Source organism: Leptothoe kymatousa TAU-MAC 1615, assembly GCF_018739865.1.
Lineage (GTDB): Bacteria > Cyanobacteriota > Cyanobacteriia > Phormidesmidales > Phormidesmidaceae > Leptothoe > Leptothoe kymatousa.
Genome location: NZ_JADOER010000004.1, coordinates 647513 through 671563, shown reverse-complemented (window position 1 = coordinate 671563; position 24051 = coordinate 647513). Strand labels below are relative to the sequence as shown.

23 protein-coding genes are annotated in these 24051 nt (G+C 51.4%); 13 read left to right on the top strand and 10 right to left on the bottom strand.

All coding sequences use genetic code 11. The annotated features are described in order from the left end of the window. Window positions 1–276 precede the first annotated feature (276 nt). The 4 genes from IXB28_RS05280 to IXB28_RS05265 form a co-directional block, all read right to left on the bottom strand. Complete coding sequence (locus IXB28_RS05280) at window positions 277–1017, bottom strand: phycobilisome rod-core linker polypeptide (protein ID WP_215617490.1); 741 nt, start codon at window positions 1015–1017, stop codon at window positions 277–279. A 105-nt stretch (window positions 1018–1122) separates the two neighbouring features. Next, window positions 1123–1983 (bottom strand): phycobilisome linker polypeptide, encoded by an 861-nt coding sequence (locus IXB28_RS05275; RefSeq protein ID WP_215617489.1) that lies wholly within the window; start codon window positions 1981–1983, stop codon window positions 1123–1125. A gap of 506 nt (window positions 1984–2489) precedes the next feature. After that, the gene (locus IXB28_RS05270) at window positions 2490–3188 is read right to left on the bottom strand and encodes an ankyrin repeat domain-containing protein (RefSeq protein WP_246559616.1); all 699 of its coding nucleotides are present in this window, start codon (window positions 3186–3188) and stop codon (window positions 2490–2492) included. Then, complete coding sequence (locus tag IXB28_RS05265; protein WP_215617488.1) at window positions 3181–3759, bottom strand: globin family protein; 579 nt, start codon at window positions 3757–3759, stop codon at window positions 3181–3183. Before IXB28_RS05265 ends, IXB28_RS05270 begins: the two co-directional genes overlap by 8 nt. A 110-nt stretch (window positions 3760–3869) precedes the next feature. On the opposite strand from IXB28_RS05265, the gene IXB28_RS05260 reads away from it, so the two are divergent. Both IXB28_RS05260 and IXB28_RS05255 read left to right on the top strand, forming a co-directional pair. Further along, a complete protein-coding gene (locus IXB28_RS05260) occupies window positions 3870–4529 on the top strand; it encodes a HEAT repeat domain-containing protein (RefSeq protein ID WP_215617487.1) in 660 nt (219 codons plus the stop codon). A 396-nt stretch (window positions 4530–4925) separates the two neighbouring features. Further along, a complete protein-coding gene (locus IXB28_RS05255; RefSeq protein WP_215617486.1) occupies window positions 4926–5459 on the top strand; it encodes a phycobiliprotein lyase in 534 nt (177 codons plus the stop codon). Between the two features lie 21 nt (window positions 5460–5480). Here the strand turns inward: IXB28_RS05255 and IXB28_RS05250 are convergent, their stop codons facing one another. After that, a complete protein-coding gene (locus tag IXB28_RS05250) occupies window positions 5481–6323 on the bottom strand; it encodes a pentapeptide repeat-containing protein (protein ID WP_215617485.1) in 843 nt (280 codons plus the stop codon). A 407-nt stretch (window positions 6324–6730) separates the two neighbouring features. Here IXB28_RS05250 and IXB28_RS05245 point away from each other — a divergent pair, with 407 nt between their 5' ends. The 7 genes from IXB28_RS05245 to IXB28_RS05215 all read left to right on the top strand — a co-directional run bounded on the left by IXB28_RS05245 (window position 6731) and on the right by IXB28_RS05215 (window position 12229). Further along, on the top strand, window positions 6731–7321 hold the full coding sequence (locus IXB28_RS05245; protein ID WP_215617484.1) for a phycobiliprotein lyase: 591 nt from the start codon (window positions 6731–6733) through the stop codon (window positions 7319–7321). A 115-nt stretch (window positions 7322–7436) separates the two neighbouring features. Then, window positions 7437–8165 carry a 15,16-dihydrobiliverdin:ferredoxin oxidoreductase gene (locus tag IXB28_RS05240; RefSeq protein ID WP_215617483.1) on the top strand — a complete coding sequence of 243 codons (729 nt, stop codon included), beginning with the start codon at window positions 7437–7439 and terminating at the stop codon, window positions 8163–8165. An 82-nt stretch (window positions 8166–8247) separates the two neighbouring features. After that, window positions 8248–8991, top strand: a complete 744-nt coding sequence (locus IXB28_RS05235) for a phycoerythrobilin:ferredoxin oxidoreductase (RefSeq protein WP_215617482.1) — start codon at window positions 8248–8250, stop codon at window positions 8989–8991. Between the two features lie 527 nt (window positions 8992–9518). Next, window positions 9519–10037 carry a phycocyanin subunit beta gene (locus IXB28_RS05230; RefSeq protein ID WP_215617481.1) on the top strand — a complete coding sequence of 173 codons (519 nt, stop codon included), beginning with the start codon at window positions 9519–9521 and terminating at the stop codon, window positions 10035–10037. Between the two features lie 116 nt (window positions 10038–10153). After that, window positions 10154–10642, top strand: coding sequence for a phycocyanin subunit alpha (gene cpcA / locus IXB28_RS05225; RefSeq protein WP_215617480.1), 489 nt, complete (start codon window positions 10154–10156; stop codon window positions 10640–10642). A gap of 133 nt (window positions 10643–10775) precedes the next feature. Next, window positions 10776–11603: a HEAT repeat domain-containing protein gene (locus IXB28_RS05220; protein WP_215617479.1), complete on the top strand. Its 828-nt coding sequence runs from the start codon at window positions 10776–10778 to the stop codon at window positions 11601–11603. Beyond that, a complete protein-coding gene (locus IXB28_RS05215) occupies window positions 11603–12229 on the top strand; it encodes a HEAT repeat domain-containing protein (RefSeq protein WP_215617478.1) in 627 nt (208 codons plus the stop codon). Before IXB28_RS05220 ends, IXB28_RS05215 begins: the two co-directional genes overlap by 1 nt. 113 nt (window positions 12230–12342) lie before the next feature. Here the strand turns inward: IXB28_RS05215 and cysC are convergent, their stop codons facing one another. The 5 genes from cysC to IXB28_RS05190 all read right to left on the bottom strand — a co-directional run bounded on the left by cysC (window position 12343) and on the right by IXB28_RS05190 (window position 19684). Next, window positions 12343–12885 carry an adenylyl-sulfate kinase gene (cysC, locus tag IXB28_RS05210; protein WP_215617477.1) on the bottom strand — a complete coding sequence of 181 codons (543 nt, stop codon included), beginning with the start codon at window positions 12883–12885 and terminating at the stop codon, window positions 12343–12345. 255 nt (window positions 12886–13140) lie between these two features. Beyond that, on the bottom strand, window positions 13141–14940 hold the full coding sequence (locus tag IXB28_RS05205; protein ID WP_215617476.1) for an SLC13 family permease: 1800 nt from the start codon (window positions 14938–14940) through the stop codon (window positions 13141–13143). A gap of 661 nt (window positions 14941–15601) precedes the next feature. Beyond that, complete coding sequence (locus tag IXB28_RS05200; RefSeq protein WP_215617475.1) at window positions 15602–16753, bottom strand: AI-2E family transporter; 1152 nt, start codon at window positions 16751–16753, stop codon at window positions 15602–15604. Window positions 16754–16886: 133 nt separating this feature from the next. After that, window positions 16887–18254 carry a TldD/PmbA family protein gene (locus IXB28_RS05195; RefSeq protein ID WP_215617474.1) on the bottom strand — a complete coding sequence of 456 codons (1368 nt, stop codon included), beginning with the start codon at window positions 18252–18254 and terminating at the stop codon, window positions 16887–16889. Beyond that, window positions 18251–19684, bottom strand: a complete 1434-nt coding sequence (locus IXB28_RS05190) for a TldD/PmbA family protein (RefSeq protein WP_215617473.1) — start codon at window positions 19682–19684, stop codon at window positions 18251–18253. The genes IXB28_RS05195 and IXB28_RS05190 overlap by 4 nt, the downstream gene beginning before the upstream one ends. 343 nt (window positions 19685–20027) lie before the next feature. Here IXB28_RS05190 and IXB28_RS05185 point away from each other — a divergent pair, with 343 nt between their 5' ends. The 4 genes from IXB28_RS05185 to IXB28_RS05170 all read left to right on the top strand — a co-directional run bounded on the left by IXB28_RS05185 (window position 20028) and on the right by IXB28_RS05170 (window position 23870). Beyond that, window positions 20028–20474, top strand: a complete 447-nt coding sequence (locus IXB28_RS05185; RefSeq protein ID WP_215617472.1) for an Lrp/AsnC family transcriptional regulator — start codon at window positions 20028–20030, stop codon at window positions 20472–20474. A gap of 12 nt (window positions 20475–20486) precedes the next feature. Beyond that, window positions 20487–21092: a LysE family translocator gene (locus IXB28_RS05180; protein ID WP_215617471.1), complete on the top strand. Its 606-nt coding sequence runs from the start codon at window positions 20487–20489 to the stop codon at window positions 21090–21092. Window positions 21093–21125: 33 nt separating this feature from the next. Continuing rightward, on the top strand, window positions 21126–21887 hold the full coding sequence (locus IXB28_RS05175) for a DUF4058 family protein (protein ID WP_215617470.1): 762 nt from the start codon (window positions 21126–21128) through the stop codon (window positions 21885–21887). Window positions 21888–22160: 273 nt separating this feature from the next. Continuing rightward, window positions 22161–23870, top strand: coding sequence for an AAA-like domain-containing protein (locus tag IXB28_RS05170; protein WP_215617469.1), 1710 nt, complete (start codon window positions 22161–22163; stop codon window positions 23868–23870). Window positions 23871–24051: the final 181 nt, after the last annotated feature.

The window sequence follows — 24051 nt, the reverse complement described above, 5'->3', positions numbered from 1 at the left end:
GCGACCTCACAAAACTATGAAGCAGAAGCTACCTAAGCAAGACTCCTGAGCCTCCGGATTGAAAACAATGACGTATCTTGCAGATAATTCTTCAGCCTACCCAGACAAAAAAGCTGTTGCTGATTTAGAGGATGAACCGATCCGGCAATCGCTCAATAGAACCGCATCTCCCAGATGTAATCATCCCGAGCATCAGCAACGCCACAAAACATTAATGAGTGAAAAAAAGCCACCTTGAAATCCAAGGCGGCTTTAAAAGACGCACATCACTAAAAATTAAACAATTTCAGTAATGCTCACGATTTTCGCACCAGTGCGGTGAATACGCTGAATTTGAGGAGTCATCTTATCAGCAGAAACAATGTACTCGTTCATGCTGACGCGACGAGGCGCATCAAACTTAGCAGCGGTGGTCTTAATCTTGAAGCGCTTAGTAGTACCCGCATTCAAGTTAGTCGCTGCAGCCTTAATCTTATTGCCCTTTTCAGCACCGGCAACCTGGGAAACCAGCTGAGCAGACTTAACAGCGCTGCTAACCTGGGCAGGTCCACGATCAATGGCGAAGATGCGGTTATAGCTAACCTGGGACTGACCCACCTGAGTCAAGTTGGCGTTGTAGAAGGGAACTACATTCTCACCAAAGCGCGCCTGGTACTCATCGCTATCGATGTAAGAATCGATTTCTGCGTCGTAACCTTCTTCTACGCAACGGCGAATGTGCTCAGAAAGCTCAGCCTGACTCTCGGGAGCGCGTCCCAAAAAGTGCATGAAGTTTAGCTCTACAAAGCGGTAGGGAGCGCAGGACTCGAAATAACGGCTACGGTAAAAATCAGACTTACCAACCGCGCGGACAAAATCTCTAACAGATAGGGAGCCATCGCAGAACTGAGACTCAGCACTGACGAGACGCTCACTTTCCATCACATGGGGGTTACCCAAAACATGACGATATACAGCACGGATAATCGCTTGCTTATCTTCACTGCTGCTTGCGGGCCACAATTCAAACGCTGTCATTGAAAATCTCCTACTGTTTTTTCAAACGTTCTCAACACAAAAACGAATTTAAAGAACAGCCAGGCTAAAGCCAAAAGGCAGCCTGACCATCTTAAATCGCAGATTCTAAGAAACGAGGGTGATGCTAGCAATTACACCGCCCTGCTTATGAATACGCTTGTATTCATCGGATAGCTTATCGAAGGGAACCATGTACACCTTATTGGCACGACGGAACTTCGACACACGATTAAAGGCCTTAGAACGGTAGCTAGTGACTTCAACCCGGTAGATCTTACCGTTAGCACTAGCGCCCACACCGTGGCGAGACCGGGAAGAATCAGCAGGAGTCTGGAAGGTACCACCAGCGGACAGCGGAGATAGAACAGGCCCAGGAATCGCGTTGATTACCATGGAGTTCAGGCGGGGCTTCTTGCCGCTGACACTGCCCTTAAGGGAACTACTGGAAGCACCGCGTACTAGTTCGAACGTGTGGGTGAAGCCAACCATGTTGCATGCTTCAGTCTTATACCCACGAATATAGGGGACGAAGTCCTGGCCAAAAACGTTCTGATACTCATCACTATCGACGAAAGAATCGATGTCGGCCTCGAACCCTTCAGTATCGAGAACGGCACTGTGGGCCTTCATTTCATCGAAACCATTGGGAGCGCGTCCCAAAAGATGGCGAAACGCGAGCTCGATGTAACGATAACGGGGGCAGCTTTCAAAAAAGCGCGCACGATACATGTCAGACTTCGCTACGGCGCGAACAAAATCGCGTACGGTCAATTCACCGCGCTTAAACTGGGACTCGGGCACCACTAGGCGCTCGCTCTCCATCACATAAGCGTTACCCAAAACCTGTCTATAGACGGCTTTGATAATAGACTCGAGGCCCTCACTATCAAGGCCAGGAACCCACTCGACTGGAGGGGTCTCGTCGAAAAGGCTCACGCCCAATCGTGAAGCTGGTCCAAAAGCCATTAATGCTATCTCCTAGACGACAACAATGGTCTAAATAATTTATCTCGGAATGTTAAGAAGCTTAGGGTTGACTATGCCCTTAAAGCACTGTTGAAACTGCAAACAAGCCCAAAACCCTGTAGTAACAAGCTTTTGACCTACATCATGCAATCTGAACAAGTCTGACCACAACTGAGCATAAACACTCGCTACAGTTCATCTTCTTATATAAAAGCGGTCTCTAATCATCAAGAATTATGAACCCAGTCGAAACAAAAGTGATAGAGGTACCAAATCGACTTTTGCGCGCCTCCTAAAAAACACTAAAACCTAATGGATTATAGGCTTTCAAGCTTTATAAAAGCAACTAAACCCGTTGCCCCCTACAGCCTAAAGCCCCATGGGCAAAGATACAAAACGATACAATAGACGATGAATTCTGGAGAAAACTGAAAATGTGTAGTCAAGGCTTTTGAGCCATCTAAGGATCAACATTTCCCCTTGTAAAGCACCGTTTCAGAAATAAGCTATTCGGCGCCCGCTTGCCGTAATAAAGCTACGGCTTGACTGGAACGAAATGACTGCTTAGCCTCACTCAGGGCCGTACCGCCCCAATTATTTTGAGGGCTGACATCGGCCCCCTGGGCTAGGAGCAATTCAATAATGTCAATATCCCCACGGGCAGAGGCCATCATCAACGGGGTCCATCCACCAATATTGGCCGTATTCACCCTAGCCCCTAAACGAATCAAACTGGCCACGGTGGGGCCATGGCCATTACCCACAGCCAAATAGAGGGCCGTATCACCAATTTTATTGGTGTGGTGCAGGTCATCCCCTTGGTGAACCAGGCGTTCCACGATATCCCCATGGCCCTGGCGTGCCATCAGCAATAAAATCGTTTCTTGATATCGATTACAAATACTGACATCGGTATGGGCCTCTTTGTCTAGCAGAGCTAGGACAATATCTCGTTGGTCTGCCTCGGCCGCATAAAGTATGGCCGTATAACCCACTTCGTTTCTAGCGTTGACCCTAGCCCCCACAGCCAAAAGCAACTGCACAATCGATAAGTGACCTTCTGCCGCAGCCCACATTAAGCCGGTACAGCTACGCCAAATCCCTTCGATATTTGCACCATCAACTAAACGCTGCTTAACCGTTGCTAAATCGCCACGAATACAGGCATTAACAAAGGGCTCATGGATGGAGGACAAGTCAGGCATCGGCGGTCTGAAAACGACTGAGGGAATCAATTAAATGGTCAAAATAAGGGGCTAGCTGCTCATCGGCAACGGTCACCCCCTGCTGACGTAACTGGTCTTGGCTGGCGACCTTTAAGGCCTTGAGGCCGTACACCATGGCATCTAGGGGAACCTGCAGTTCTTGATAGAGCTGCTCCATATATTCCAACCCGGCTTTGCTGGTGTAATCGGTACGTTGGGCCGCCACACCGTAGGTAATGCAACGCAAAAAGTGCCAAAAATCTCGCCAACAGGCTTCGGCGCGAACGGCTGGATAAAGCCCGCCCCCCGGTTCAGTAATGCCGGGAAAATGGGCCAAGACTTGGGCCCGAGCAGCATCCACAATGGCGCTGGCGTGGTGACGCAAATGCTGAGAAATTTTACCGGCGGGCAGGGCGGCTAGGGCCGCATCGTCTAAATAGACGCGCTGGTCATCGGCGGACTGCAGATGAGCGATCGCATCGGCGCCAAACTGTTCTTGCCAGCCATCAAAACTAACAATCCGAGCTTTCGCAATTAATTCCTTAACGTGGGGACTGAGGGATGGTGCCATATTCCTTATCCATGGGCCGCTTTACACTGGCCTCTCATTATTGTTACACAATGTTACAATCAGGGCATCGCTATTATCAGAAACAGTGCCTGCACCGGCACAGATTATCCATGGAACTCTCCGACATCAAAACGCTGCTTGGCCATGCCGACTCTCAAGAGCGTCTTAAGGGCATTGTGGCCCTCAAAGATTATGACGCTGACATTGCCAGTCCGCTACTGCTTAGCAAAAAAGACGATGCGGCCTTTTTAGTGCGCTCTTTTGTGGCCATGGGCCTAGGCCGGAAGCGTAGCCCAGAAGGATATACCGTCTTGCAGTCCATGATTGACCATGACTCAGATCCCAACGTGCAGGCAGAAGCCACCAACTCCCTGGCCATGTATGGTGCCGATGCGATTCCCCATTTGGTCAACACCTTTCACCACAACAGCAACTGGCTCGTGCGGCGCAGCATCCTAGCCGCCATGATCGACCTCAAAAGTCCTGCCCACATGCTAGAAATTTGCCTGGTAGCCATCCAAGGCTCAGACCTGACGGTCATGAACGCGGGCATAGACCACCTCAGCACCCTGGCCAATAGCGACCAAGCCAGCGCCGCCCTAGACGCAATTTTACCCCTGAGAACAGACCAGAGTTGGCATACCCGCATGCATGTGGCCTATGCCCTCAAACGGTTCAAGGCTGACGCGGCCCAAGCCGCCCTCATAGAGCTCCGCCAGGATGACCACCATAAGGTGGTCGCCGCCGCCCTGGAAGGCCTGGTGCCGTAGCGGCCGCCCAAAAATCCAACAACATACCAAGGCCCGGTGCCATAGCGGCCGCCAAAAACCCAACAACATGCTTAAGAAAAATGCCCGCTTACGGAAATAGTTAGCGTCCTACCGTAGTCCCCAAAAGCCCCGGGCATTTTTGTAGAGTTAGCGTCCTACCGTAGCCCCCCAAAGCCCCGAGCATTTTTGTAGAGATAGCTACAGCTCGCAATTTGGGCTTTTGCTACCTTTGCTTTGACTGGCACCCAACCAGGGCCAGCCCTATCCTTAACCGTCCTTTAAACAGACTTCATTGCTGTTTTTTGGGGTTTTCGCTAACTTAAATGTAAATAAATACAAACTTCTTTCGATATAGCTTGCATTCAGGCGCATCACTTAAACTAAGGTCCTTCTCCTATGTCATCGTCCGTGATTACCACCCCCGTCCAAAGTCTGGAAACCCTCGCTACTAGTTTTTTTGAGCGCTCCGTTGGTCAATGGAACTCTAAACGCCGCTACTACACCCTGAAAAATGGTGAAACCCAGGAGGTGGTCAGCGATTTAACCATTGAGTTTTTGGCCAACGGTCATCCTACGTTAGTGGAGTTAGAAAGCGTCCACGGTATGGAAGATGCCCTGATCTGTGGCATTCAGTTTGCTTGGGAAAGCCATTACATTAGCCCCAGCGGCAAACAATCCACCGGGGCCACCGCATTTGGCATTCGTGGCAACAAGCTATATCGCGATCGCGGATTTGCCACCCCCAAACCGGTGGTGGCCACCTATCAGCTGCGCGATCGCAACACCATGCAGCTGCACACCGAGTATGGCGGCTCCACCTTTGATGAAGAGCTCAAACTGGTGGGGGCCAACTACCGTACGCGGCAGACCATCATCTCCCGGGCCGGTCAGGAAATTATGATCGGTCAATATTTAGAAACCAGGTCATAGGGGCCGGCCCCTATGCGACCCTTAAACTCCTTCAACGTCTAAACTGCGGCGGGTCGTATTGCGGGTGAGACCATTCCACACATCTAACTCCCCCGCACCACGGCCCAGCAGTTGCCCCCTAGAATTGGGGGTTAATCCTTGGGCCATGGTGAAATCAGCTCCGGCAATATTGCCCACCATGTCAAACTCTACGCCGGTTAAATCAGTGGCCCGCATGTCCGCCTTTTGAAACTCGGTGCCACTTACCCGAGCATTCCGCAGGCTAGCGCCGGTCAGAAACGCCTTTTGCAAATTGGCCCCACTGAGGCTCGCATCATCCAAAATCGCACCGGTTAAATCGGCACCGCTAAGGTAAGCCCCCAAAAGCTTGGCTCCCCGCAGATCCACCCCCCGCAAATAGGCCGTATTCAAAAATGCACCATTGAGCACGGCACCGGGACCCACAGCCCCAGAGCTCTGATGGCGAAATCCTTCTGGCCACTGAGTTTGCTCATCATAGAGGGCAATATTTAGCTTGGCATCCTCTAAAATAGCGCCCCTAAAATTCGCCCCCCGCACATCCGCGCGATGGATAAATGCCCCGGTTAAATTTGCGCCAGACAAGTTGGCACCCGTTAGCTGCACCCCCCGGAGGTCCGTCTGCTGTAGCTGGGCGTCCACCAAAGAAACACCGGTTAAGTCCGCCCCAATCAGGGTTACCCCCTGCAGACAGCTCCCCGCCAAATTAGCCCCGGCTAGATTTACTCGATACAAATCAAACCCACGTAAATCCTTCCCAGAGAGATCGGCACCGGATAGATCGCGTTGAGTTGACAAACGCTCCCACAAAGGTGCGTCTAAACTCATGGTTTCGGGATGACTCATAGATAGTTAAACTCGTTAATTAAGACGTTGTTGTTGAAAATGTTTTGTGGTCTACTTTGGGGCGACTGTTTTGCCATTCACTGAGCCAGCGACACCCGCCGTAGCAATAAATTGAGTTGAAATATCCGCCAGGTTAGGGCTTGTGAACAATTCAAATCATGGTCTTGTTCATTGAAATCATGGCTTAACCAGCTTTTCAGGCATACACCATGAAGCAGCACCATGAAGCCGTTTCTTGACAGCTCCTGAGGAGGCCAGCCAAAAGATTTCTCTAACAGCGCCCCATGGCCATCCCTAACCCGACGCGCAAACGCCCTGAAACATAGGCCATTGCTTTATGTAGATTCAGTTTAACAGCGCATCCGAACACATTTTTTAGTAAATTCCCTTTGAACGGACCTGATCCCATGCCATTTAAATCTCCGATGACCATGATGGAATTCTTTCGTAAGAGCGAAGGCATCTGGTTTATTCAACGAGCCGTTCACCATTTTGACTCCGTCGCCGATGAATCAGGAGAATCAAACCTGATTGTGGACGTTATTGAGCCCGACGATGCCCGCATCGTTGAAATTTGCCAGAACCAAGGCGTAGACCCTAGCAAAGCGGGCGGGGGGGCTCAATTTTCATGGCAGTCCAATACCAAGGAATTTACCTACGACTCTAAGTACGCGGCCATTCTTGTGGATATCCCCAATGATGATCAAGGGCGCACGGGACAGCTGCTACGGGACCGTGGCTACGTGGAAAATATGCCCGTGGTCGGTCGCTATGGCTTTGCCGAGGATGGCGTCCTCACCATTGACAATGAGTATGACAAAAACCAAGGGCAGGAACGCTGCTGGTTTCTCTCAGATGATTTTCGCGTGCGGGTTAGCACAGCCCGTTTAGCCAATGGCATTAACCTCATGACCTACTGCTCAGAACGGCGGTTTGTAACGACAGACGACCTGAGCACCATGGTTCAAGCCCATACCCAACGGCTGGGTTCAGCATGATGTAAAGGAATGTGTCTTTGTCTCTAAGATTCAAGACACTGCCCTCATATATCTCTTATGCTGCAAATGGCAGAGGGTATCTGTCGTAACCGTTATAAAGTTAAGGCGAAGACAAATGTACCGCCCGTTTCTAGAGCATTTAGAAGCCTCTTTAAAAGAGAAATTTGAACTCCAACCACGAGCTATTCCAGAAGGTCTGGAATGCAGAATGAGTGAACGAGGGCGGAACCCAGCATCTATCCAGAGCTGGTGCTATCAGTCACCTGAACTACGAAAAATTCGCTACACCTACATTGACGCTGGCAAAGGTGCCCAGATCTTTAATGGTGTCCTTTATCCCAATCACTGTTACGACGTACCGTTGCTAGGGATTGACTTTTTGTCCTTTGGCAAGGTCAAGAATTTAATTGTTCTCGACTTTCAGCCTCTGTTTCAGGACGAAGCTTATGAGGCCAAGTATTTAATGCCGCTTAAGGAACTTCGCGACAACTACGCTGAGCTAGCCCAGGGGTTGGAAATGAAGTTCTACGATGCCAACCAGTACTTCTCAAAGTATCTACTATTTGCCAAAACGGACACTGAAACCGTTTCTACGCGGGTCTTATCGGCATTTAAGGACTACCTAGACCTTTACTGGCAGCTCTTAGCGGATGCTGAACCTTTGACCACCGATGCGGAAATCGCCCGGGTCAAGAAGGCTCAGATTGACTACGACCAATACAGTGCTGAGCGCGATCCAGCCCACGGTTTATTCACCAGCTACTTTGGTTCAGAATGGGCCGACCGTTTTCTCTACGAATTTTTGTTTGAAGATGCCGTGCCCCTGGCCGTTCAAGCCCACTAGGGTGGCATAGGGTTAGTTTTTTCCATTGTTAATGTAATTTTACTAGGGCATCCTTTCGTGGTGCCCTTTTGTAGTTGTTGCCATGACTTTATATCAACCATTTTTAGACTATGCGATCGCGACACTCCAAGAGCGCTTAGACCTATCTCCATATCCCATACCCGACGGGTTTGAAAGCAAAACCGCCACCACCGGCAAAGGTAAGCGGGAAGTCACCGTACAGACCACAAGCCATGGCTACTGCTCTCCGAAGCTCAGACAGATTCGGGCCGCCCATGTGCAAGCGGGTGACAGCCTACAGGTGCTTAACTTTGTTATTTTCCCCCACCTAAATTACGACCTACCCTTTTTTGGTGGAGACCTAGTCACCCTCCCCGGTGGCCATCTGATCGCCATTGACATGCAGCCCCTGTTTCGCGATAGCCGAGACTACCAGGCGCGCTATAGCGACCCGATCATGCCCATGTTTGAGCAATATCAGAAAGTTCTACCCTGGGGGGGCGATTTTCCAGCAGAGGCCCAGCCGTTCTTTTCTCCCGCCTTTCTCTGGACTCGACCCACGGAACTAGAGGACGTTAACACCCATGTGTTTAACGCCTTCAAAGGCTATCTAGACGCCTATATCGGCTTTGCACAGCAGGCGCAACCCGTAACAGATCCAGAGCGTCTCAAAGCGATTGAAACAGCCCAGCTAAGCTATATTCGCTATCGAGCCGAGAAGGACCCAGCCCGAGGCATGCTCACCCGCTATTACGGCGCCGAATGGACAGAGGAATACATCCACGGCTTTCTATTCGATTTGGAGCGTCACCTGCAGGCCGCTTAACGTTGTCAAGCAAACGCTAAAATCCATCCACAAAAATATTGTTTTTACTGCGATCTTTAGATTGACAGGAGAACTTTTTCGTGTAGTCAGACATTTTTCAATGTCTGACTACACTTGCATTTCAGCGCTTACCCATAGGAGCATTTAAAAAATGTTTTCTGTGTCACCAATTCCTTAAAACCCTTATAATTTGTAATATATTGCGACCCCGTCGCAGTATATAAAATAAACTGTTGGCTTTTAACAGACAGGTTTGTGGCTGTTTTTCTGGATGCCAATGTCATCAATATTGCAACTGGTAAAGTTTCTTTAACTTTCTTAGATTCGTAACCTATTCGCTTTAATCTTCAAATTGGGGAGAGCGAAGTTTGCTGAGATGATTATGGCTTCTGTGAAAGATGTTTCAGATTGTCTGCATTCGCCTATCTATGGTTTGAAACTGTTTTTAAATGCAGTTGCTTTACGGGTTCTCGTCCCCACTTTTTTGGAAACTTACTTCGACGAATCAAATTTAGGAGAGTCAATCTATGTTTGATGCGTTTGCTAAGGTCGTCTCCCAGGCTGATGCAAGAGGCGAATATCTCAGCAGTGCTCAATTGGATGCTTTGTCCGCTATGGTTGCTGACAGCAACAAGCGTATGGACGCTGTTAACCGCATTACCAGTAATGCATCCGCTATCGTAACTAACGCTGCCCGTGCTTTGTTTGCAGAGCAGCCTTCCCTTATCGCTCCCGGTGGTAACGCTTACACTAGCCGTCGTAACGCTGCCTGCCTACGCGATATGGAAATTATCCTGCGCTACGTAACCTACGCTGTATTCACTGGCGATGCCAGCGTACTTGACGACCGTTGTTTGAACGGTCTTCGCGAGACTTACGTTGCCCTTGGTACTCCCGGTGCTTCTGTTGCCATTGGCGTTCAGAAAATGAAGGAAGCTGCCCTTGCGATCGCTAACGATTCCAACGGCATTACTTCTGGCGACTGTTCCAATCTCATGGCTGAGATTTCCGGCTACTTTGATCGCGCTGCTGCTGCAGTTGCCTAAGTAACGTCCTAAGTATTCTTAGCGAGTTTGGTTTTGAACAGAGAAAGAGAGTTCTCTAATCGCCTCTTTGCTTTTTCTGTAAGTCTATTTAGCAACTTTGGGAGATATCTCAAGCAATGAAAACCCCATTGACTGAAGCAGTATCAGCTGCTGATTCACAAGGTCGTTTCCTGAGTTCCACCGAGATTCAGTCTGCATTTGGTCGTTTCCAACGAGCTGCTGCTTGTATGGAAGCCGCTAAAGGTTTGACTGCTAAGGCTGATGCCTTATGCTCTGGTGCAGCAAACGCCGTTTACAGCAAGTTTCCTTACACCACAACTACTCCTGGTCCTACCTATGCTTCTACTGCAGAAGGTAAAGCCAAGTGTGTTCGTGACGTCGGTTACTATCTACGCATGGTTACCTACTGCTTGGTAACTGGTGGTACTGGTCCCATGGATGAGTACTTGGTAGCTGGTCTAGATGAGATCAATCGTGCCTACGAATTGTCTCCTAGCTGGTATATCGAAGCGCTGAAGTTCATCAAGTCTAGCCACGGTCTAGGTGGTCAAGCGGCTACTGAAGCTAACGCTTACATTGATTACGCAATCAACGCTCTTAGCTAGTTGAGTCTTAGCTCTGCGGTTCAATACTGTAGTAGTTAAGTTTCAATATTTTCCCAGAGGTGTTTACAAGCGCTGGTTTATCTAGTGTTTTCTATCACCTCTGGGATTGTTGTATGTATACGTTAGATAAGTAGTGAGCGGTATTCCCCATAACCCAGATGGTCAACCTTTAACCGTTGACCAAGCATTAATCAATATCAACCAAACAGCTGATCCAGGGTTGCGATATTATGCGGCTTGGTGGTTAGGAAAAATGCGCATTCGCCAACCTAACGCCATTGCAGCTTTATTAACGGCCCTAGAAGACGAATCAGATCGTTCACCAGATGGTGGCTACCCTCTGCGCAGAAATGCAACACGGGCCCTGGGGAAAATTGGGGAAGGCTACGACCAGGTAGTGCCTGCATTAATCAAGTGTCTCCACTGCGACGACTACTATGTGAGGGAAACCGCAGCCCAATCCCTGGAAAGTTTAGGAGACTCTTCTGCAGTTCCCGCTTTAGCCGCCTTATTGGACGGGGGATTAGCCGCCGCGATTCAAGTACCGGGAAAGCCACACCTGGTACAACCCTACAACGCTATTTTGGAAGCCCTGGGAACCCTCGGTAATCCAGAATTAGTATCCATCATTGAACCTTTTTTAGAGCACGATGTCCCCCAGGTGCGCAATGCCGCAGCGCGGGCCATGTACCAAATTACAGCCGAGGCCCAGTATGCGGAGCGGTTAGTCTCTGTTTTAGCAGACGATCAGCTACAGCTAAGACGGGCAGCCCTAATGGACTTGGGCGCCATCGGATATTTGGCAGGGGCCGATGCGATTGCCAATACCCTGGCAGAAAATAGCATGAAACTCATTGCCCTCAAAGGGGTGCTAGAACATCAGCTCAACAAACAGGCAACGTCTCTCGACCTCACCAACGAGGGTCGACGGGTGATGGAATTAATGGATGGGTTATTGTGATGGTGCTGCCAGTTAAAACATTTGAAATCTGTTTGCAAGCCGTTAATGAGGCGGATTCGGCCCAAGGATTATTGGATGCAGTCGAAGACTTGGCTGACCTTAACGATGAGCGTTCTATCCCCACATTAATTCAGGTGTTAGGGTTTAACAATCCTGGGGCTGCGGTAGCTGCGGTGGAAGGGCTGATCCAAATTGGTGTGCCCGCCGTCTCCTCCCTATTGGAAAATCTAGATGGCTATAACTATGGGGCTCGGGCGTGGGCCATTCGAGCCTTGGCGGGCATCGGCGATCCAAGGGGGCTAGCACTACTCTTAAATGCCGCCGCCAATGATTTTTCCCTCAGCGTACGGCGGGCTGCCGCCCGGGGCCTAGGCAATATCAACTGGAATGATATGCCCACGACAGAACGCACCCAGGCGCAGCAACAATGCCAAGATGTGCTGCTACAGGTTACCCAGGATGACGAGTGGGTGGTTCGCTACGCTGCGGTTGTCGGGCTAGAATCCCTGGCGCTGGTTAACGCCACAACAAACATCATCCAATGCTTAGAGCGGGTAACAACAACAGATGCCACCCTAGCCGTACAAGCTAGGGCACAATGGGCCTTGGAAAACCTGGACAAGTGAAATGCTTTGGATGTTATCCCCTTGCATCAACAACAAGGCCAACCCCTTTAACAGGGGCTGGCCTTGTTGCTTATTGGCTGCCCCAGCTAAAAACTGCAGGCAAGAGACTGTGATTAAGCGGCAACAGGAGACAAATATCCTAGCTCTTCTAGCTTCGCCATCACCTTATTTACAGACTCATCCAGGCTCTCGTTGTGAGTCTCGCAAACAACTTCAGCATTCAGGGGCTCTTCGTAGGGGTCGCTGATACCGGTGAAGTTCTTAATTTCACCGGAGCGGGCTTTCTTGTAAAGGCCCTTCACATCACGCTGTTCACAAACTTCCACAGGGGCATTGGCATAGACTTCCACAAAATCGCCAACGCGCTGGCGCACCTGGTCACGCACTGCCCGGTAAGGAGAAATAGCAGAGACTAGAACAATGACACCATTGCGAGTTAGCAAATGGGAAACAAAACCAATACGACGAACATTCTCGTCGCGATCTTCTTTGCTAAAGCCCAAACCTTTAGTGAGGTTAGTGCGAACGATGTCGCCATCTAGCACCTCAAGCTTGGCACCAGCGGCCCGCAGTTTCTTTTCAATTTCTTGGCTAATGGTGGTTTTACCAGAACCACTCAAACCGGTAAACCAAATTGTGACGCCACGATGCTGCATTTAAAAATACTCCTAAAATCTATATTTGGTAACTACCCATATCTGTTCAACTAGTAGTATACGTTACTAATCTTTACACAAGGGTAACAGAAAGCACGTTGCAAACTTAGTCATTTATTGTTCCTTCAGAGAAAAGTTTTAGCCTCCAAATCTATGACGTCAGTAAGCTTGGTATAGTTGCCGTTACTGCGCACACAGCAACGCCACATAATTTAATAGCAGATTGCTTACCCCAACTAAACATCTAATTTTTGCCTACAGACCGTAAAACCATATGGCCAGCGGGGGTGTAACCATGGCTAACAGGAGACTGAGTGGCCCCCCAACCCTAACAAAATCAAGGAATCGATAGCCACCGGCGGTATACACCATCGTATTGGTCTGGTAGCCAATGGGGGTCATAAAACTGTTGGACGCCGCAAAGGTAATGATAAACATTACGGTAAACGGATTCAGTCCTAGTTCGGTGGCAACCTTTACCCCCACGGGCAGCAGCAGAATTACAGCGGCACTATTAGACAAAATACTAGATAGCACCGTTGTCAGGATATAGAGCGCGCTCAGTAATCCATATCCGGATAGACTGCCTCCCACGGCAATTAGTTGCTGGGCAAGCCAAGCCGTTGCCCCGGAGCGCTCCATGGCGGTGCCCAGGGGAATTAAACAGGCCAACAGAAAAATGACATCCCAGCGCACAGCTTGGTAAAGTTCACCGGGCTTGAGGCAACCGGTCATAATCATCACCATCACCCCTGCCAGGGAGGTGACCAGGATATTGATGGGGGTGAAGGCGGCCACCCCCACAACGGCTACCCCGATGAACATAGCCAGATTGGCCCGGTCGGAGCGTAGGGTTTCCAGGTCGCGCTGTTCTAGCACCAGCAGATCTCGGCTGGTTTGCAAACCTAGCAAACTTTGCTTGGGCCCCTGCACTAACAGCAAGTCGCCGAACTTCAGCCGGACTTTACCCATGCGATCGCGCACCAAATCCTGACCTCGACGAATCGCCAGCACCGTCACGTTATAGCGCTGACGAAACCGCAGGTCTTTCAGGGTAGACCCCACCACATTGGAGTTAGCAATCACCAGCACCTCGGCCACCCCTTCTTGACCAGAGCTCAGGTCCGCCTGCCAAGACTTTTGCCCGAACTGCACATCGGGCAAAATCTCAATCCCTTCGCCATCGCGAATTTTCAACAGGTGGTTGCGCCCCCCCCGCACTAGCAGAATATCGCCCGCACATAGGGATTTATCCCCCAACGGCTGGGGAAAGTGGTTGCCATTGCGAATAATTTCCAACACGTCCAGGTCAAACCGACGCTGCAATTGACTGGTTTGCAACGTTTGGCCCACCAAACTAGACCGGGGCGTAATCACCACTTCGCTGACATATTCCTTCAGGCCATATTCCTGGCTCAGGTTATTGCCAGCGGCGTCTCTAGTCGGCAGCAATAGGGGCGCGACAAAGGTGAGATAGAGCAGACCCACCACAAAGACCACCGCCCCCAACTCAATAAATTGAAAGAGGGAAAAACTACCATATTGCAGTTGATCTGATAGGCCACTGGCCAACACACTGGTGGATGTGCCCACCACCGTTAGCATGCCGCCCAAAATGGTGGCAAAGGACAGCGGCATCAGCAGTTTAGACGGAGAAATGCGATGCTGCTGGCAAAAGTCTTCAATAATCGGCAAGAACACCGAAACAACCGCCGTGTTGTTAATCAAACCAGACATGGGCCCCACAATCAGCCCCAGGGCAAAAATTTGGCGACGGCAGGTTTTGCCCCCCCATTTCATCAGCCAGGTACTGGCCTTTTGCAAGGCTCCCGTGCGGGCAATCCCCGCACTCAGGATAAACATCGCCATCACAGTGATGGTGGCAGAATTACTAAACCCCGCAATTCCTTCCTGAGGCGTCACCAGGCCCAGCACCATCAGGGCCACCATTACCCCAAAGGCCGTCACATCAGCGGGAACCAGCTCCACCACAAACATAACTAGGGCAACGGCCGTCACCCCAAGGGTCATAAGAATATCAATATCAATAGTCATAAATTGCTTAGTCAGACCGATAGACAACCGTATCCACGCCAACCTTCAGGTCAAAAACCAGCGGACTCGTAGCTAAGGCAGCCATATAGAGGACAACAAACTAGCTATAAAAATTGCCGTTACTGATTTAGGGAATAAAGCGATCTACACAGCTGGCTTTAGGGCCAGACTATGGCAAATAAAATCATCCCGAGGATCAGCAACGCCTAAACGTTAAATATAGGAACTTGCTCAGTGCATTAGGACAGGTTTACCAGCGCCTTAACAGGCAAAACTGTAAAAATTTACCTTTCCTAGACAATGACAACCGTCCTCCAATACATCAATGAACCCTGCTTAAGGGTAGGGTCTTTGGTGAATTTAGGGCAAGGCTACTGCTGAGTTATCGCTCAAATGTACGTACGGTCGAAAATCAACCGCCGGACGTACCCAAGGACGATGCAGACGTATTTTTGGGTCCCAACCCTTTATACAAACCTCATAAATCAATGGCCCCATATCCGACATATACAGCCAATAGGGTCAATGACGTAATGGCCCCATATGCGAATATCCACAGCCAATAGGGTCAATGACGTAATGGCCCCATATGCGAATATCCACAGCCAATGGGGTCAATGGTGTAATGGCCCCATATGCGACATATCTACGGCCAATGGGGTCAACGATCCGTCTTAAACGTGGTTAATTCGGTCAAGATGCTACTGCGACGCAGCTGGCGCTCAGTGGCTAACTTGGGTCGCAGGTATAGGTTCTCAAGCAACACAGCGCCCCCCGCAATCCACGGGGGGACGATCAACGCCCCAATAATGCCAAGGACTTGGGCCCCGCCCAGCACCGCTAATAGCTGATAGAGCGGGTGCACCCCGACGGAAGACCCCACTAATAATGGATCAAGGATATAGGTTTCTAAGTTTTGGGCTACGACATACAGCAGCAAAACCCACAAAAAAGTCCACCCGCCCTGGGGTATGGCCACCAACAGAGCCGGAATCGCGCCGAGGATGGGACCGAGAAAGGGAATCAGGTTAGTGACACCTGCGATCGCGCCTAGACCCACCGCCAAATCCTTGAGCCCCAGCAAACTAAGCCCCACGCTGGTGGCCAAGGACAGCACAAATGACACCACAAATCGACCCCGCAAATACCCCCCAATGCGCTGGCCCATGGGGGGCATTTGGTCCAGCAGTTTTTCATCCCAGGGAGTGGGCAATAGGCGCGTCAGATTTTTCGTCAGGGTGCGGCTGTCCGCCACCATATACCCCGACACAAACAGGGCCAGCACCAGACTTAGCACGCCCCCCAAAATGCCAGCGGTGACACCATAGGAACGGACGAGCAGCTGTTGACTAGACTTAATACTCCAGCTAACCAGGCTTTGCACATCAATTAGCTGGGTAAATAGCTCGTTGGTGGTGAAGGAGCTAGTATCCGTAAACGCCGTCACCCAAGCATCCGCCTCATTGAGTAGGCCCCGGAGAGCAACCGGCACACGGCGAATAATGCGCTCCAACTGCTCAAACACCGTCGGGCCAATCAACACCCCCAGCAGCACCAGGCCACCAATCAGGGTGAGATAGACCAAAATCACACTGAGCCAGCGGGGCACTCGATATTGCTCGGCCCAATCCACCACTGGCGCAATCGAGCAGGCCAGCACCACCGAAATCATCACCAATAGCAGCAAACTTTTTAACTGCCACAGCAGCACTAGCATCGGTACCGCCGCAATCAACAGCACGACACTACTAATAGATATGGTCAGTCGTTGCGATGAGTCAGGCTGGGACTTAGCCCAGGATTGTTCTGCCATGACAGAGCCATAAAATATTGCTTACTTAGTCTAATGGCCTTTATCACCAGGAACCAGTGGGAAGCTAGAGTCACCCACAGATAAACAACATCATCCCTTTAAAGTCAAGCGGTTTAGGTTGCTCGCAACCCCGCTATAGGGTGTAAGTAAACTCATCCACCAACATCCCAGGCACCCGGCTATCGCCCAAACTGCGCTGATCGTAGGTATCCGTATTGGGAATCGTCTCCTGACAGTCGGTGAGGTCCACCAGCCCCTCACCAAAGCAGTGATATAGGCTCTCATCAAAACGCAGGTTGTCGATGGGGGCCACAATTTCCCCACGTTCCACCCAGAAACAAGCGTAGCGGGTCATGCCCGTCACACGACCGTTGGGGTGATCGCTCCAATTTAAATAGTGCAAATTAGACAGATACAGCCCGCGATCTAGGGCGGTCAAAATCTTATTTTCTCCGAGGCTCCCCGCCAGGATTTCAGGGGCCCGCAAATGCTCGCCCCGGCTGGCATAGTTCGATGTGACCTGGTATTCCTTGGCGCTGCGGGAACTGACTAAACTATTCACCAGCTGCCCCTGCTGGATCACCGGCAGCTGCATCGGCGCCACTTCACCATAGGCATTGAAGCGGGGCACATTAGCCTGCTGAAAATTTTCTTGCAGGGTAAATTTAGGCGATAGCTGGCGCTGGCCCTGGCGCAACAACCCAAAGGCACTGTTGCCCTGTTGCAAATCCGCTTCCCCCACACCGCCCCAGGAGAACATGTGCAACAGCTCTGCCACTGCCGCTGGCGCTAAGTAGGTGCGATACTGCCCCCGCTCAATGGTTTTAGCCGGTCGCCCCAGCATCGCCAGCTGCTGTTTTGCCTGGTCAATTTTGTCGAGGAAGGTTGCTTGCTGCCACTGGCTACCGGCAACGGTGCCCTTCACCGCTCGATTTTGGTCATCAAATAGGGAAAAGTCCAGGCTGTAGTTGGTGCCCTCGAACCAGTGGCGCTGACCGGCCGAATCGGCATAGCCGCGAAAGATCAGGCCCCCGGCATAGATGCCGGTGAAATCGAGGGACTGCACCGGAGATAGCAGGGTGGCTGCGATCGCATCCGTCGCCAGCACCTGCCCATGGTTCACCGTGCGGCTGGTGGCGGTCCCCGTCGGCAACACCACAAACGGGTCCACCGGCAGTTGGGGCACCATCGTCTGCAAATCGGCCAAAGCCGTTTTTAGCAGCGACCAATCCGCCTCAAAGTCCCCCACAAAAGGCAGGGTGGCAGCGGCGGTGCGCTCGGACTGCATCACCGTCAACGTCAGATTGCCATCGCTCACCTGCCCCGTTTGGCGCACGCGGGCCCGGTTAAAACGACTAAATTGGCTGTCCTCACCGCTGAGGGTCAAGGTGAAATGGGTGGCTGTGGGGACATTCGCTGCCACCCGATCGGCCAGCTGCCCAAAGATAATTTCCTTAAGGGAAACTTTTTCCGCAATTGTTGCTGCTACTGCGTCCGTCATACCGCACCCCCAAACACTTCAATATTGTCAAATGCACACACCGGCGCACCGTGGCCTACCCGAATCAGCTGGTTGGGCTCCCCTTTGCCACAGAAGGGGGTGCCATAGATTTCCCAAGTATTGCGATCTCCCACCTGGGACAAACTGTGCCAAAACTGCGGCGTAATCGAGCGATAGTTAGGATTTTTAAGGGTGCGGGTGAGCTGACCGTTTTCGATCAGCCGGCCATATTCGCAGCCAAACTGAAATTTATGGCGCTGGTCGTCAATGGACCAAGAGCGATTGGTCTCCATATAAATGCCATGGTCAATGTTGGCGATAATCTCCCCAAAGGAGCGATCCCCAGGCTCTAAATTGATATTGGCCATGCGATCAATGGCGGGGCGGTTCCAGGACGAAGAGCGGGCGTTGGCCACCCCCGGCACCTGGGCACGCTGCTGGCTTTCCAGACCCCCCAACCCCCGCTCCAATTTGCCAGACCGAATCAAATATTCCCGGGTGGCCGGGGTACCCACATCGTCAAAGCCATAGCTGGCCAGCTCTCCGGCCACCGTGGGGTCAAAGGTGACATTCATCAGCTCAGAGCCATAGGTGAGGGCACCAAAGTCTTCTAGCTTAATAAAGCTGCCCCCCGCATAGTTACGCTCGTCGCCCAAAATGCGATCTAGCTCCAGGGGGTGGCCAATGCTCTCATGGATTTGCAGCATCATCTGGTCCGGGGCCAGCACCAGGGTGGTGGCCACATCGGGGCAATTGTCTGCATAGAGCAGCTCCACCGCTTGCTCCCCCACCTGCTGCACCCGCTGCCAAAGATCCACACCGGGGAATAGCTCCCACCCACCTTGGTAGCTATGGGCCAGATAACCATGGTCGGTGCGCAGCTGTGTGGTGGGGCCATCTTGGGCAATGGTGCCAAAATGGGTTTCGACCAAACATTGCCGCTGGTAAATGTCCGAGCCATTGCTGCTCACAAACCAGGTTTCAATGTCGTGGCTCCTGGCGGTTGCACTGGTCTGGGCAATCTTGTCAGACACCTTGAGCCGGTCGCACACCTGCAATAAAATCTCGTTTAATTCCCCCGGGGCAATGGACTCTAGCTGATGGGGGGAAACGTAGGACCCGGTTGCCTTGGGCCTAGCCGCCGGGGTAAACCGATGCACCGACCAGGCGCTGGCGGCCACAGCCTGGTTATAAGCAATGACAATCGCCGCCGACAGAGACTCGGCACTGAGGTTATTGGTGGCGCTATAGCCAAACTGGCCCTGGGCCAGCACCTCCACCATGGCCCCATGGCCAAAGTGCTGACTATTGCGCTCCGGGTGCGCGTCCCGGATGGCACAGGCCCTACTAATATCTTTAACAGTTCGAATACCGATCCAATCGGCGGACACCGTCGCAGCAGCCACGACGTCAGACAAAAGTTTATGCATATAAGTTCTCAGCGTTGCTAAGCCTCAAACAGGCCGCGTGGGTTCTGCAATGTATAACCTTGTGGCCAAAGCTGCCAACGAAACCCAGAAATAACCTTTGAATCAGCAACGACATTTTTTGGTAGTGCAGGGCGACTAGCACGCCTACGTACTACACCCTGTTTTGATAGTAATAATTCTTACCCATCAAATGACCGAATGGGGGGCTAGACCCTGCGTAAATAAAAATACAATTTTAAATATCAAACAAAAACCTATCTATTTCTTATTTTTAAAGCCTAAATAGATTTAGGGTCTTATTTTAAGAGTAAAAAACTCAAAAAAGTCTTTAAAAATAAATTAGATGGATGAGCTAGATCGCAAAATTTTAGGGGCCTTAATGGTGGATGGGCGGGTGACCTGGTCCGATTTGGCCAGTCGGTTTGGGGTGTCGTCCCCCGCCATTCGCGATCGCATCCGCCGGTTAGAAACGCGGGGCATCATCCAGGGCTATGGGGTGGTGGTCAACCCGGTGGAGCTGGGCTACGACATTACGGCATTTGTGACGGTGGTATTAGAGCAGCCAAAGTATCGCCAGACATTTTTGGACTATGTGCGCTCAACCCCGGCAATTCAGGAATGTCATCACGTGGCCGGAGACGGTGACTATTTGCTGAAGGTGCGGTGCGGCAAAATGGCGGATTTGGAACGCATTCTCAGCGAAGAGATCAAGGGGCTATCGGGGATCTTGCAAACCAAGACATCGATTGCCCTATCGACGGTAAAGGAAACGACGGCATTGGCGGTTTGATGGAGGGTTGCCATGATTTTTTTATTTTTCCGTGGTTTGATTCTGGGATTTGCCATTGCGGCCCCCGTCGGGCCCATTGGGTTGTTATGCATTCGTCGGAGTTTGACCTATGGGGCCATGGCGGGGTTGCTGTCGGGGTTGGGGGCGGCAACGGCGGATGGGGTGTATGGGGCAGTGGCCGCCTTTGGTCTGGCCTTTGTGTCTAATTTCCTTACCGACCAGGCCCGATGGCTGGGCATTCTTGGCGGTCTGTTTCTCTGCTATCTGGGCGTCACCACGTTTCTCAGTAAGCCCGCCGATAAGCCCGCCGAAATTAGCAAAACCGGGTTAGCCGGGGCGTTTTTATCCACCTTTGGTCTCACGCTGACCAACCCAGCCACGATTTTTTCCTTTATTTTGCTATTTGCCGGATTTGCCCCGTCCGACCTGGGCTATGGCCAGGCGGTGGTGATGGTGGGTGGTGTATTTTTGGGCTCCGCCCTGTGGTGGTGTTTGCTTAGCAGTGGGGTGTCGCGGCTGCGGCACTGGCTGACACCGGGACGGCTGGTTTGGGTGAATCGTGTATTTGGGGTGTTGATTACGGGGTTTGGCATCGTTGCCCTGAGCTGGAAAGGTTGAATTAGACTGGAGACCAGTGGAGAGCGCTTAGCCATGAAAAATCCCTTCCCTGGCATGAATCCTTATTTGGAGCATTCTGCCCTGTGGCATCAGGTGCATAATCGTTTGATTGTTGCGATCGCAGATGCCATTACGCCCCAGGTAGCCCCAAAATATCGAGTCTCCATCGAAGAGCGTATCTATACCAGCGTGGAAGAGGGGCTATTGGTGGGCATTGCAGATGTGGCCGTGGGTAGCAGTCAGGCAAAAACTCCTACACAGACAATGGCTACGGCGACTAAACCTATCCCCGTACAAGTACCTGTACCCGCCGAGGTCACCGAACGATTCTTGGAAGTACGTCTGACGCAATCGGGCGATATTGTCTGCGTGATTGAAGTGCTATCGCCCAAAAACAAACGTTCTGGCACTGGTCGAGAGACCTATCAAACCAAACGCCAAAAGATTTTGCAATCTCAAACAAATCTAATTGAAATTGACCTATTGCGAGTTGGGGAGCCGATGCCGGTTCTAGCAACTATCGAGGCCCCATATCGCATTTTGGTAAGTCGTGGCCATAGCCGCCCTGCCGCTGACCTTTATGCCTTTGGCCTGACTGAGCCATTACCAAACATTCCGATTCCGTTATTAACGGATGATGCTGAACCGGTGGTAGAGCTACAAGACGTTTTGAATGACATCTACACCCGCGCTCGGTTTGATTTGTCTATTGACTACACTCAACCATTAAAACCATCGCTGCCTGAGGCAGAAAATATCTGGATACAAGGCATCCTTTCAGGCATTGATCCTTAGCTGAGCGGGAACTTAGGCAAGCGGATCAGCAGCGGATTCAGGCATTGGAAGCAAAGCTCAGGGAATTAGGGGTGAATCCAGAGTCATTGTAGGTGGGCTGGGCGAAGTTACCGTGGGCTGAGCGAAGCCGAAGCCCAAAAGCACCCTTGGGGGTAATAGACATATCGGCAAAAGCCGTATCAAGATCTTTAATTAAGTGACTGGAAATATTCTTTCCACAAAGATTAGAGTAAGTACAGGCATTTGCCCCACGCCCCCAATTTGCCAAACGCTATGGCAGCCAAGACAATCCTGATCCTGACGGCGAATCCTTCGGATACGAGCCGTTTGCGATTAGATGAAGAAGTCAGAGAAATCCAAGAAGGCCTGAACCTGTCAGCCGAGCGGGACAGCTTTAACGTGGTGTCCCAATGGGCCACCCGCCCTGATGATCTACGCAGGGCCATGCTGAAATATCAGCCAGAGATCGTTCATTTTTCGGGGCATGGGGCAGGTGCCAAAGGTCTGCTGCTAGAAAGCGATATCGGTGAGGCCAAACCCGTCAGTGGTCTGGCACTTTCTCGACTGTTTGGCCTATTCCCCAATGTTAAATGCGTCCTCTTCAATGCCTGCTATTCCCAGGTGCAGGCAGAGGCTGTCGTAAAGCATGTAGATTACGTAGTCGGAATGACCGATGCCATCGGCGATCGAGCCGCCATCGAATTTGCCGTTGGCTTTTACGATGCCTTGGGCTACGGCCATCCCGTCCCCTTTGCTTACAAAGTGGGTTTATCGGCCATTGCCCTAGAAGGCATCGACGAAGTTTCCACCCCGGTGCTCAAAGTACGCAAAGAACTTGCAGAAACATCCAATGAACGTCCCGCCGCTCCTGAGCCAACGGTAAGCGCTCCCATAAAAGAACCCGCCCCCTCGGCTCCACCAGCCCCTAAGTCCCCGCCAGCTGGCTCTAGAGCTGTCGCTCAACCGTCTGTAATGCTGGAAGAGCCAGAAGGGTTAGTGCCATTGGATTCGCCCTTTTACGTAGAGCGGCACCCCATCGAAGCTGACTGCTACGAGACCGTAGTGCGCCCAGGGTCACTCATTCGCATCAAGGCCCCACGACAGTTGGGCAAAACCTCATTGCTGGTGCGGACTTTGGCCCATGCCCAATCCCAAGGATTCGAAACCGTGCGCCTTAGCTTTCAAACCTCGGACAATGCCACCCTGGATAACTTGGACGAATTTCTCCAGTGGTTTTGCTGCAGCGTTACCGAGGAGCTGGACCTAGAAGATCGGCTGGCGGACTATTGGAAAGGGGCGCGGGGGATTGTGCGTCGCTGTCAGCGTTACTTTGAAAAATATTTGCTCAAAGAACTGGATCAGCCCATTGTTCTAGGCCTTGACGAAGTGGATCAGGTGTTTGAACATCCTGAAATCGCCACGGACTTTTTTGGCATGTTGCGGGTATGGCACGAAGAGGGTAAAACCAATCCCCTCTGGCGCAAGCTCAATCTGGTGATCGTTCATTCCAAAGAGGTGTATGTGCCCCTCAGCATCAACCGTTCGCCGTTTAATGTGGGTCTGCCCATTGAGCTACGGGAGTTAAACACAGAGGAAATCGAAACCCTGATCACCCGCCATCAGCTAGACTTCGGAGCCCACCAAAAGCAACAGCTAATCGACCTTGTGGGGGGACATCCCTATCTAATGCGGGCAGCGCTGTATCAGCTGGCGCGGGGGCGTATCAGTCTGACCCAGCTGATGGAGCAAGCGCCTACGGAGGGTGGTTTGTATAGCGATCATCTGCGGCGGCATTTGCTGAATTTGGAGGCGGATCCAGATTTGCTGGGTGCGTTTAAGCAGGTGATTCCCAGCTATCAGCCGGTACAGATTGGCTCCACGGAAGCGTTTAAGCTGCACAGTATGGGGCTGGTGAAGTATGACGGCAATGCGGTGGTGCCGTTATGTGGGCTATATAGGCAGTATTTTCAGTCGCGATTGTGAGGTGAGGGAATTGAATATGGATAAAATCCTCAACAAGAAACAGTTGAGCAACTTCCTCCCCTTTAGAAGAGGAGGTGCCGAAGGCGGAGGGGTCTTCGACTGTTTGCGCACGTTATCCAGACCCCTCCCTGACGGTTCCCCTTCTGAAGGGGAACCAGGTATCGCTAGGGCTCACAAAGCG